Raw genomic sequence first — 10995 nt, forward strand, 5'->3', positions numbered from 1 at the left:
TCTCCTTCACTCGAACAGGGCCGCCTGCTGCGCCGCTACAAGCGTTTTCTCGCGGACATCGAGCTGGCCGGCGGCGAGCAGATGACCATCCACTGCCCGAACACCGGCTCCATGCTCAATTGCATGCGTGAAGGCGGGCAGGTGTGGTTCAGCCGCTCCAACGACCCCAAGCGCAAGCTGCCCGGCACCTGGGAAATCAGCGAAACCCCGCAGGGGCGACTGGCCTGCGTGAACACCGGGCGGGCCAATGCGCTGGTAGAAGAGGCCCTGCGCGCCGGCAGCATCGCCGAACTGGCCGGTTTTACCGCCCTCAGGCGTGAAGTGGCCTACGGCGAGGAAGGCAGCCGCATCGACTTTCGCCTGGAGTTCGACGGCGCCCCGGCCTACGTCGAGGTCAAGAGCGTGACCCTGGGCTTCCCCGACAGCACGGTGGCGGCCTTCCCCGATGCGGTCACCCAGCGTGGTGCCAAACACCTGCGCGAGCTGGCTAAACTGGCCAGGCAGGGGGTACGGGCGGTGCAGTTGTATTGCGTGAACCTGACCGGCATCGACGCCGTGCGCCCGGCCGAAGAAATCGACGCGGCCTATGCCCAGGCCCTGCGCGCCGCCGTGGCGGATGGCGTGGAGGTGCTGGCCTATGGCACCCGCCTGGATCCTGAAGGAATCGTCATCGACCGCGGTTTGCCAGTGCTGCTTACCCCTTGAGCCAGATGCCCAGGCTGTCTTCATGGCAGCCCAGGGCCTGCAGTTGCTCACCTTCGCAGGGGCCGGCGACACATTCGCCGCTGTCGATCAGGAACAGCGCGCCATGATGGGCGCAGTGGATCAGGCTGGCACTTTCATCGAGAAACGCATCCCCTGCCCAATTCAGCGGGATACCCCGATGCGGGCAGCGGTTGCGGTACAGGTACACCAGGCCCTGGCGACGCACACCGAACAGTTCGGTGCCGTCTACGCTGAAGGCGCGGCCTTGGCCTTCGATCAGGCCGTCGGAGGTACAAAGGAAGTGCATGGCAGGGACGACTCGTGAAACAGATGATGGCTTGACGCTTCAATGCGAATAATTATCAAATTGCCCGCATTCGCTGCGTCCGGCTGTCTATGGTGCGCAGTTCTGCCGCCCGCCACAAGGCGCGCGGCCCGCCTTAAGAAGGAAACCCGATGATGCGCCGTCCTGTCGCCGTGCTCGGCTTGTTCGCAAGCCTTGTGCTCTCCACCCAGGCCCTGGCGGCCCAACTGCCGCAGCGTTGGGTCAGCGCCGGCGGTGCACTGAGCGAGTGGATAACCGCGCTGGGGGGTGAAGCGCGGCTGGTCGGCGTCGACACCACCAGCCAGCACCCGGCATCGTTGAAGTCACTGCCCAGTGTGGGTTATCAGCGGCAGCTGTCGGCCGAAGGCATCCTGAGCCTGCGACCGGATGTGCTGGTGGGCACCGACGAAATGGGGCCGCCGCCGGTGCTGGCGCAAATTCGCACAGCCGGCGTGCAGGTCGAGCAGTTCTCCAGCAAGGCCGAACTGGCTGCGGTGGATGCAAACCTCAAGCGCCTCGGGCAGTTGCTTGGCGCAGAAGCGCAAGCTTCGGCGTTGTCGGCGGATTATCACCAGCAACTTGACGCCTTGCAGGGCAAGGTCAGGCAGGCCCAGGCCGGGCAGAAGGCGCCGGGGGTGTTGTTGCTGGTCGGGCATGCCGGTGCCAAGCCGCTGATCGCCGGGCAGGGCACCGCCGGTGACTGGCTTTTGCGCCAGGCTGGCGGGCGTAACCTGGCAGAGCACCAGGGTTACAAGAACTTCTCCAATGAAGCACTGGCCGCGCTGGACGCCGATGTCGTGGTGGTCTCCGACCGGGCGCTGGCTGGTGATCAGGCCTTGCAAGCACTGCTGAAAGAAAACCCGGCGTTGGCGGCCTCGCGCGCCGTACGCGAGAAGCGCCTGGTGCCGCTTGACCCGACCCTGCTGGTCGGCGGGCTGGGGCCACGCCTGCCGGCGACCTTGCAGTCTTTGGCTGGCACCTTCTACCCGGCAGCCCAGGCCAGCTTCGCACAATGAAACAGCGGGTCCAGCCACGTACGCTGTTCGTTTGCCTGAGCCTGCTGTGCCTGTTGGCGGTGTGGTTGTCGCTGGCCTTGGGGCCGGTCAGCCTGCCGCTGTTCGATACCCTGCGCGCCGGCCTGCGCCTGCTGGGGTTGCCAATTAGCGCTGACGGTTTGCAACAGGCCGAGATGATCCTGGGGCAGATTCGCTTGCCGCGTACCTTGCTGGGGCTGGCGGTGGGCGCAGTGCTGGCGTTGTCTGGCGTGGCCATGCAGGGGCTGTTCCGCAACCCGCTGGCCGACCCCGGGTTGGTGGGGGTGTCTGCCGGCGCGGCGATGGGGGCAGCGGTTGCCATCGTTGGCGGCGCCTGGTTTGGCGGCATGCCGGATGCCTTCGCGCCCTATCTGCTGTCGTTCTGCGCTTTTGTTGGCGGGCTTGGGGTAACCGCGCTGGTCTACCGGCTAGGCCGGCGCGATGGCCAGACCAACGTCGCCACGATGCTGCTGGCCGGTGTGGCGATGACCGCGCTGGGGGGCGCGGCCGTGGGGCTGTTCTCTTACCTGGCCGACGACGCCACCCTGCGCACGCTGACGTTCTGGAACCTGGGCAGTCTCAATGGCGCCAGTTACCAGCGGCTGTGGCCGCTGCTGCTGGTGGCGGCGGGTGTTGCACTGTGGCTTCCGCGTCGGGCCAAGGCGCTGAATGCCCTGCTGTTGGGGGAGTCCGAGGCGCGGCACCTGGGGGTTGATGTGGAGCGGCTCAAGCGCGAGCTGGTGTTCTGCACGGCGCTGGGCGTGGGCGCTGCAGTGGCCGCTGCCGGCCTGATCGGCTTTATCGGCCTGGTGGTTCCGCACCTTGTACGCCTGCTGGCCGGGCCGGATCACCGCGTGGTACTGCCCGCCTCGTTACTGGCAGGGGGCGTGCTGATGCTGTTCGCCGACCTGGCGGCGCGGCTGTTGCTGGCGCCTGCCGAGCTGCCAATCGGTATTGTAACGGCATTCATCGGTGCGCCGTTTTTCCTGTTATTGCTGATACGAGGGCGCAGCTGATGTTGCAAGTCGAGGGCCTGCACCTGCGTCGGGGCAGCAATGAGGTGCTGCATGACATCAGCGTACAGCTGAGCCCGGGGCAGGTAGTGGGTGTCCTTGGCCCCAACGGTGCGGGCAAGAGTAGCCTGTTGGGCGTGCTGTGCGGCGAGCTGGCGCCCGACCGCGGGCATGTCACGCTACTGGGCCGGCCGCTGGCCGACTGGGCCGGCCAGGAACGCGCCCGGCGCCTGGCGGTGCTGCCGCAAATCTCCAGTTTGGGCTTCTCGTTTCGGGTCGAGGAAGTGGTGAGCATGGGGCGCATGCCCCATGGCACCGGGCAGCGCCGCGATGCAGAAATCATCGAGGCGGCGTTGCGCGCGGCAGATGCCTGGCACCTGGTGGGCCGCAGTTACCTGGCGCTGTCCGGCGGCGAACGGCAGCGTGTTCATCTGGCCAGGGTACTGGCGCAACTGTGGCCGGGGGAGGCGGGCACCACGCTGCTGCTCGACGAGCCGACCTCGATGCTCGATCCGCTGCACCAGCACACCACCCTGGAAGCCGTGCGCCGCTTCGCCGACCGTGGTGCCGCGGTGCTGGTGATTCTGCATGACCTGAACCTGGCGGCGCGCTATTGTGACCGTATCCTGCTGCTGGAACAGGGCCGCTGCCATGCGTTCGCCTCGCCCGAAGCCGTGCTGACGCCCGGGTCGTTGAAAGAGGTATACGGGATCGATGTGCTGGTACAGGCGCACCCGGAGCGCGGGCATCCGTTGATCATCACGCGTTAGGAGGCATTGCCGATGCGCTTTGCGCTTTTGTCCGGCTTGTGGCTGTGCATGGTGCTGGTGCTGGGTGGCTGCCAGGCCAGCCTGCCGCCATTGCCCGCCTGGCAAAGCAGTGAGGGGCGCAGCGATCCGCAGCTGGGACAGATAATCGATCTTGCCAGTGGCCAGCTGATCAGCCCTGAGCAGTTGCTGCAGCGTCTGGCGGTCGCCCCCCGGGTTCTGGTCGGCGAGAAACATGACAACCCTGACCATCACGCCTTGCAACTCTGGTTGCTGCGGGCCCTGCAGGCTCGGCGTACGCAGGGCAGCCTGCTGCTGGAGATGTTGCAGCCCGAGCAGCAGGCTCGGGTGGACAAGGCTGCCGGGCAGCCGTTGCCGGCAGACCTGCCCAAGGCCCTGGACTGGCAGGAGGGCTGGGATTGGCAGCTTTACGGCCCGATCGTTACTGAAGCCTTGCAAAAACGCGGTGTGCCGTTGCTGGCGGCCAACCTTTCTCCCGCCGAAATGCGCCAGGCCTACCGCCAGCCGGCCGCGTTGGCGGGCGAGCAGTCCAATACGCCAGCGGTGAAAGCCGCCCTGTTGGAAGAGGTGCGCGCGGGGCATTGCGGGATGCTGCCGGAAAGCCAGTTGCCGGCGATGCTGGCCGTGCAACAGCAGCGCGACCGGCGCATGGCCGAGCGCCTGCTGGCCGCGCCGCAGCCGGCAATGCTGTTCGCCGGGGCCTATCACGTGCGCAAGGACCTGGGTGTGCCATTGCACCTGGCCGACCTGGGCGCACAGGGGGAAAGCAAGGTGCTGCTGGCCGAGGTTGGCGAAAAGGTCGAGGCAGCCGAGGCTGACTATGTGTGGTACACGCCGGCGATGCCGCAGCAGGATTACTGCGCTCAGCTGCGACGATAGGACCGGGTGGAATTCAGGCAAAAAAAGACCCGGCAAAAAGCCGGGTCAATAACCGTGATTAGCCTGATGAGGAGATAATCTGAGAGTCCGAACCAGGGGCTCTTAGCTTATCCAACCAGTCTCGCGACCAGTTGCGATAATCATAACGATTCTCATTTTCACGTCAATCCATTTTCACGATTATTTTGGATTTTTTTGTGCCGGGCCTTTCGCATCCAGTTGCTGGTTAAGTGCTTCTTTGCGTTCGAGCGGCAATTCGTTCCAGTGCATGTCCAGCAGGGCGCCTTCAATGGCATACAACAGCACCTTCGATGCGCGGAACCCTCGTGTCTTCACGGCCTGGTAGGCACCCACCGCGCCCAGGCGGCGCAAATCCGATGCACTGTGGATGCCGGCTGCATGCAGCCACTGCGCAGAGGTCTTGCCAAGGTTCTTCAGATGCTGCAATTCATCGTTCATCTAGCCTCCTTGCGATGGCTGAACGGGTCTTGGGGGATAAATCGCGAGCAGGTCAGAGAGGAGTGTAGCGGGGGTTGGGGAATACGCGGCTTTTTGCCATCGGGGTCGATGAGCTGTTCTGTACCGGCCTCTTCGCGGGCTTGCCCGCGAAGAGGTCAGAGCAGGAGAGTGATGAGGTTAAAGGCCCGGCAGGCGCTGACGAATCTGTTCGATGACCTGGTTCATGCTGCTGGCATCCTGGGTATCGACCCGGGTGCTTTGTTCCAGCTCGTGGGCATCCAGCGGTTCACGGCTGGCCTGCTGGGCCTTGACCACTTCCAGGGTGGCATCCGACGGGTCGGTGTTTTCTGCCTGGCGCTGTTCCAGCCAGCTGGCGATCACCGCGTCCGGTGCGTTGCAGTCGAGGATCAGGAACGGTACGCCGGTCTCGCTGGCGACAGCCGCTGCTGCCAGGCGCTGCCCGCGTTGCAGGTAGGTGGCATCGAGTACTACCGGAAACCCGGCGCGCAGCACCGTTGACGCAACCTCGTGCAGGCGCTGGTAGGTGGCAGCACTGGCATCCTGGTCGTAGATACCGCCGGCCAATTGGCCGGCATCCTGCGCCGGCTGTTCACCGAACAGACGCTTGCGTTCCACATCCGAACGCACACGAACCGCGCCCAGGGCTTCGACCATGCGCATGGCCACATGGCTTTTGCCTACAGCCGAGACACCGTGGGTGATTGCCAGCAGGCGCGACGGGATGGCGCTGTAGCTCTCGGCCAGGTTGGCGTAGTTACGGTAGGTACGCAGGGTGGTGGCACGCTGCACGCCATCGGCGTCGGCCGGCATGCTGAACAGCGCCACCTTGGCCCGCACCAGTGCGCGGTAGGCTTTGTAGAAGTTGAGCAGTTCCAGGCCTTCGTAGTCACCGGTCAGTTCCAGGTACTGGCTGATGAAGCGTCGCGCCAGGCACTTCAGGCCCCGGTCTTCCAGGTCCATGGCCAGGAAGCCGGTGTCGGCGTAGACGTCGGTCAGGCGGAACGGTTCGTTGAACTCGATGCAGTCGAAGATCACCACCTTGCCATCGATCAGCGTGGCGTTGCCCAGGTGGATGTCACCGTGGCACTCACGGATAAAGCCATTGGCCTTGCGTTTTTCCAGCAGCCCGTGCAGGCGCTCGAAGCTGCTGCGGGCCCAGGCCTGCAGGGCATCGAGTTGCTGCAGGTCGGCCTTGTCGCTGAGGAACGGGCGAATCTGCTCGAAGTTCTGCTCCACAGGCGCCATGACGCTGTCCGGCGTGCCCAGTGGGTGCTCTACCGGCACGCGCGGCGCCTGCAGGTGGAATTCGGCAATCTGCCGGGCCATCTGGTCGATGTGCGCGGCATTCAGTTCGCCATTGGCCTGCAGGGTACTGAGCATCTGCCCCTGGGGAAACTGGCGCATCTTCAGCGCATATTCGATAGCCTCGCCTTCGCCACCGATCTGCGGTGCTTCGGCGCTGCCGGTAATCGGCAACACTTCCAGGTACAGGCCTTCGGTAAGGCGCTGGTTCAGGCGCAATTCTTCGTTACAGAAATGCTGGCGCTGGTCCAGGCCAGTGAAGTCGAGAAAGCCGAAGTTCATCGGCTTCTTGACCTTGTAGGCGTACTCGCCGGTGAGCAGCACCCAGGAGATATGCGTCTCGATGAGCTGGAACCCATCCACAGGGTGAGGGTACAGGGCTGGGTTCTGCAACGCAGTGATAAGGGCTTGGCTCACAGGAAAACCTTCCGGGGGCAGGGAATTCGAATGCGCCATTATGGTCAATGGTGCCGTCCCTGCCTACCGCCGGGCCGTCTGCCCAGCCTTTATAAAGTGCGTATAATCCGCCGCCATGACCCGAACCCGAAATTCCCGCACCCCTCAGAAACGCCCGACTGGCCGCTCCCGCGCCTGGCTGGGCTGGGCTTTGAAGCTCAGCCTGGTAGGCCTGGTGATCGTCGCCGGCTTCGCGGTTTACCTCGATGCCGTTGTCCAGGAAAAGTTTTCCGGCAAACGCTGGACCATCCCGGCCAAGGTGTATGCCCGGCCGCTGGAGATGTTCACCGGCCAGAAACTCAGCAAGGCCGACTTCCTCACCGAGCTCGATGCGCTCGGCTACCGGCGTGAAAGCGCGGCCAACGGCCCGGGTGCAGCGGCAGTCAACGGCAATACCGTCGACCTGAACACCCGTGGCTTCCAGTTCTACGAGGGCATGGAACCTGCGCAGTTCGTGCGCGTGCGCTTCTCCGGCGATTATGTGGCTGGCCTCTCCGGCGCCAACGGCAAGTCGCTTGACGTGGTGCGCCTGGAGCCGCTGATGATCGGCGGTATCTACCCGAAAAACCTCGAAGACCGCATCCTGATCAAGATCGACCAGGTGCCCAAATACCTGCTCGAGACCCTGGTAGCGACCGAAGACCGCGATTTCTACAACCACTTCGGTGTATCACCGAAGTCCATTGCCCGGGCGATGTGGGTCAATACCTCGTCCGGCTCGATGCGCCAGGGCGGTAGTACCTTGACCCAGCAGCTGGTGAAGAACTTCTACCTCAGCAGCGAGCGCAGCCTCAGCCGCAAGCTGACCGAGGCGATGATGGCCATGCTGCTGGAGCTGCACTACGACAAGCGTGAAATCCTCGAGGCCTACCTCAACGAGGTGTTTGTCGGTCAGGATGGCCAGCGGGCCGTGCACGGCTTTGGCCTGGCCAGCCAGTTCTTCTTCAGCCAGCCGCTGTCCGAGCTGAAGCTGCACCAGATCGCCTTGCTGGTGGGCATGGTCAAGGGGCCGTCCTATTACAACCCGCGGCGTTACCCTGATCGTGCCCTGGCCCGGCGTAACCTTGTACTTGACCTGGTGGCCGAGCAGGGCGTGGCCAGCCAGGCCGAAGTCGATGCGGCGAAGAAGATGCCGTTGGGCGTGACCAAGCGAGGCAGCCTGGCCGACAGCTCGTTCCCGGCCTTCCTCGACCTGGTCAAGCGCCAGCTGCGCCAGGACTACCGTGACGAAGACTTGACCGAAGAAGGCCTGCGCATCTTCACCAGCTTCGACCCGATTTTGCAGATGAAGGCCGAAACCTCGATGAGCGAGACCTTCAAACGCCTGGCGGGGCGCAAGGGCGCTGACGAGGTGGAGTCGGCGATGGTCGTGACCAATCCGGAAACCGGTGAAGTGCAGGCGCTGATCGGTAGCCGCCAGGCAGGCTACGCTGGTTTCAACCGCGCCATCGACGCCGTCCGGCCTATCGGCTCGCTGGTCAAGCCGTCGGTGTACCTGACCGCGCTGGAACAGCCGAGCAAGTACACCCTGACCAGTTGGGTACAGGATGAACCGTTCTCGGTCAAAGGTGCCGACGGCCAGGTCTGGCGCCCGCAAAACTATGATCGCCGCCCACATGGCACCATCTACCTGTATCAGGGGCTGGCCAACTCCTACAACCTGTCGACTGCCAAGCTTGGCCTGGAAGTCGGCGTGCCCAACGTGATCAAGACCATTGGCCGGCTGGGCGTGAATGTCGACTGGCCGGCGTTCCCGGCAATGCTGCTGGGCGCCGGTGGCATGTCGCCGATGCAGGTCGCGACCATGTACCAGACCATCGCCAACGGCGGCTTCAATACGCCGATGCGCGGTATCCGCAGCGTGCTTACCGCCGAGGGCGAGCCGCTCAAGCGCTATCCGTTCCAGATCCAGCAAACCTTCGATCCGGGGGCCATCTACCTGGTGCAGAACGCCATGCAGCGGGTCATGCGCGAAGGCACCGGGCGCTCGGTGTACAACACCTTGCCGCGTTCGCTGACCCTGGCTGGCAAGACCGGTACCAGTAACGATTCGCGCGACAGCTGGTTCTCCGGCTTCAGCCAGGACCTTTTGGCGGTGGTCTGGATGGGCCGTGACGATAACGGTAAAACACCGTTTACCGGCGCCACCGGTGCCCTGCAGGTGTGGACCAGCTTCATGAAGAAAGCCGACCCCCTGCCGCTGGACATGCCGCAGCCGGACAACGTGGTGCAGGCCTGGATCGACCCCTACAGTGGCCATGGGTCTGATGGCAGCTGTCCGGGAGCCGTGCAGATGCCGTATATTCGCGGGAGTGAACCGCCCGCCGGCGCGACCTGTGGCGGCGAACAGAATCCGGCAGAATCAGTCATGGACTGGGTCAAAGGCTGGATGAATTAAGCGCAGGCTGCATTGATGAGGTGTTACGTGAACAAGTGGCTGTTTCCTGCCGTGACGGCGCTGGTTGTGCTCCAGGGCTGCTCCAGTGTCCAGCGCGGCAATATTCCGGTGGTCGACTCGAGCACCCGCGTGTCCAACAGCGAACGTGTAACGGCCAACCGCTCGGCGGGTGGCTACAATGCGGGCACTGCGCAAGCGCAGACGCTGCCAGAAGACTCTGGCGTCACCGTGATGATCCCGCAGGGTGCTGGCGCTTCAGGCATCCAGACGTTCCCGGCGGCCAATGGCGCGGCGCCCATCAGCACCTCGCCGATCACCCCGGGGCCAATTACCCCAGGCCCGGTCAGTTCGGCGCCGATGACCACCAACCCCAACCCGATCGCCGATGAACCGTTCGATATCGCCTCGATGAATAGCGCTCCGGCGAGCACCAGCGCGCCAACCGGCATTCCGCGCAGCAACACCGCTGCCGGTGGCCTGTCGGCCGATGAACAGCTGGACGGCCCGGTGCTGGCGCTGCTGACCACCGCGAAAACCCAGCAGGGCAGCGGTGATTTCAACGGTGCCGCGTCGAGCCTCGAGCGCGCCCAGCGCATTGCCCCGCGCGAGCCGCAGGTGCTGTATCGCCTGGCCCAGGTGCGGCTGTCGCAGGGTGATGCAGCGCAAGCCGAGCAGCTGGCGCGTCGGGCCCTCACGTATGCCAACGGTCGCCCAAGCCTGCAGGCTGCGCTGTGGAACACCATTGCCCAGGCCCGTGAAAAGCAGGGTGACAGCGCAGGTGCGGCATTGGCCCGTCAAAAAGCCCAGGTCAATTCGTGATGATCGAGCAACGCATTCTGGATATTGCCGACAACCTGCTGCTGATCGAGCGTGAGCTTCAGGTGCAGGGCTGGTGGGATGACGAACCACCAAGCGACGAGGCGCTGGACAGCACGGTGCCGTTTGCCGTTGATACGCTGAGCTTCGAACAGTGGCTGCAATGGATCTTCCTGCCGCGCATGAAGATCATCATTGAGCTGGGCCAGCAGCTACCCAACGCCTCCGGCATTCTGGTCATGGCAGAAACCGTGTTTACCGACCGACCAGAACAAAGTCGCGAGCTGCGCCGCCTGTTGGCAGCTTTTGATCAATTGATAGCTGCTTCCGCCTGATTTCTTCCGTTTTTCGTTCAAGGGCCGCAGATTGTGGCCCTTTTTTGTGGAAATCTTATTTATTCTGCTGCTGAAGCGATTTTTAGTGGTGGCAGTGGTTCATCTTGAGGAAAAATTGGCAATAATTTTTCTTGACTTGTACGCCGCAAATCACAAGAATCCAACTTCCGCTGTAGAGGGACTGCCAGAAGCAGACCCGCTAAGCAGATCATGAGGCGCACACCCGCGCCGACCTGTAACACCCCGCAACGCGTTACCTCGCGCTGGGTGGGAAAACCCCGCAACACTCTGGGGCGCTCCCAATACTTGCTCAGTCAGTGCTGACGTTCGCTCGTGCTCTGCTTGGCAGTAAACCTATTAAGACCCGTCCACTAGGGACGGTATTCTGGCGTTTTAGAGGTGAACAACGTGGAGCTTTTATCCGGCGGTGAGATGATCGTCCGCTTCTTGCGTGACGAAGGCGT

Annotated in this window: 11 protein-coding genes; 8 read left to right on the forward strand and 3 right to left on the reverse strand. The window is 63.7% G+C overall.

What is annotated here, in order from left to right; all coding sequences use genetic code 11:
* Positions 1–705: DNA/RNA nuclease SfsA (gene sfsA / locus HP547_RS21880; protein WP_172287409.1), on the forward strand; the 705-nt coding region annotated here is incomplete at its 5' end.
* Here the strand turns inward: sfsA and HP547_RS21885 are convergent.
* Complete coding sequence (locus tag HP547_RS21885) at positions 695–1012, reverse strand: Rieske (2Fe-2S) protein (protein WP_172227599.1); 318 nt, start codon at positions 1010–1012, stop codon at positions 695–697. The genes sfsA and HP547_RS21885 overlap by 11 nt on opposite strands.
* Before the next feature lie 149 nt (positions 1013–1161).
* Here HP547_RS21885 and HP547_RS21890 point away from each other — a divergent pair, with 149 nt between their 5' ends.
* Genes HP547_RS21890 through HP547_RS21905 form a run of 4 tightly spaced genes read left to right on the forward strand, consistent with a single transcriptional unit; the run spans position 1162 to position 4744 of the window.
* Positions 1162–2046 carry a hemin ABC transporter substrate-binding protein gene (locus tag HP547_RS21890; RefSeq protein ID WP_172287410.1) on the forward strand — a complete coding sequence of 295 codons (885 nt, stop codon included), beginning with the start codon at positions 1162–1164 and terminating at the stop codon, positions 2044–2046.
* Positions 2047–2096: 50 nt separating this feature from the next.
* The gene (locus tag HP547_RS21895) at positions 2097–3080 is read left to right on the forward strand and encodes an iron ABC transporter permease (protein ID WP_172227613.1); all 984 of its coding nucleotides are present in this window, start codon (positions 2097–2099) and stop codon (positions 3078–3080) included.
* Positions 3080–3847 carry a heme ABC transporter ATP-binding protein gene (locus HP547_RS21900; protein WP_172287411.1) on the forward strand — a complete coding sequence of 256 codons (768 nt, stop codon included), beginning with the start codon at positions 3080–3082 and terminating at the stop codon, positions 3845–3847. Before HP547_RS21895 ends, HP547_RS21900 begins: the two co-directional genes overlap by 1 nt.
* Before the next feature lie 12 nt (positions 3848–3859).
* Positions 3860–4744, forward strand: a complete 885-nt coding sequence (locus tag HP547_RS21905) for a ChaN family lipoprotein (protein WP_172287412.1) — start codon at positions 3860–3862, stop codon at positions 4742–4744.
* A gap of 180 nt (positions 4745–4924) precedes the next feature.
* Here the strand turns inward: HP547_RS21905 and HP547_RS21910 are convergent, their stop codons facing one another.
* Complete coding sequence (locus HP547_RS21910; RefSeq protein WP_172287413.1) at positions 4925–5203, reverse strand: TfoX/Sxy family protein; 279 nt, start codon at positions 5201–5203, stop codon at positions 4925–4927.
* A 177-nt stretch (positions 5204–5380) separates the two neighbouring features.
* Complete coding sequence (locus HP547_RS21915) at positions 5381–6943, reverse strand: AAA family ATPase (RefSeq protein ID WP_172287414.1); 1563 nt, start codon at positions 6941–6943, stop codon at positions 5381–5383.
* 115 nt (positions 6944–7058) lie between these two features.
* Between HP547_RS21915 and mrcB the strand changes: the two genes are divergently transcribed.
* Genes mrcB through HP547_RS21930 form a run of 3 tightly spaced genes read left to right on the forward strand, consistent with a single transcriptional unit; the run spans position 7059 to position 10531 of the window.
* Complete coding sequence (gene mrcB, locus HP547_RS21920) at positions 7059–9380, forward strand: penicillin-binding protein 1B (RefSeq protein WP_172287415.1); 2322 nt, start codon at positions 7059–7061, stop codon at positions 9378–9380.
* Between the two features lie 15 nt (positions 9381–9395).
* The gene (locus HP547_RS21925) at positions 9396–10199 is read left to right on the forward strand and encodes a tetratricopeptide repeat protein (RefSeq protein ID WP_172232065.1); all 804 of its coding nucleotides are present in this window, start codon (positions 9396–9398) and stop codon (positions 10197–10199) included.
* Positions 10199–10531 carry a YqcC family protein gene (locus HP547_RS21930; RefSeq protein WP_172232067.1) on the forward strand — a complete coding sequence of 111 codons (333 nt, stop codon included), beginning with the start codon at positions 10199–10201 and terminating at the stop codon, positions 10529–10531. Before HP547_RS21925 ends, HP547_RS21930 begins: the two co-directional genes overlap by 1 nt.
* The last annotated feature ends 464 nt before the right edge of the window (positions 10532–10995 follow it).

The organism is Pseudomonas sp. CM27, from assembly GCF_013179515.1.
GTDB lineage: Bacteria > Pseudomonadota > Gammaproteobacteria > Pseudomonadales > Pseudomonadaceae > Aquipseudomonas.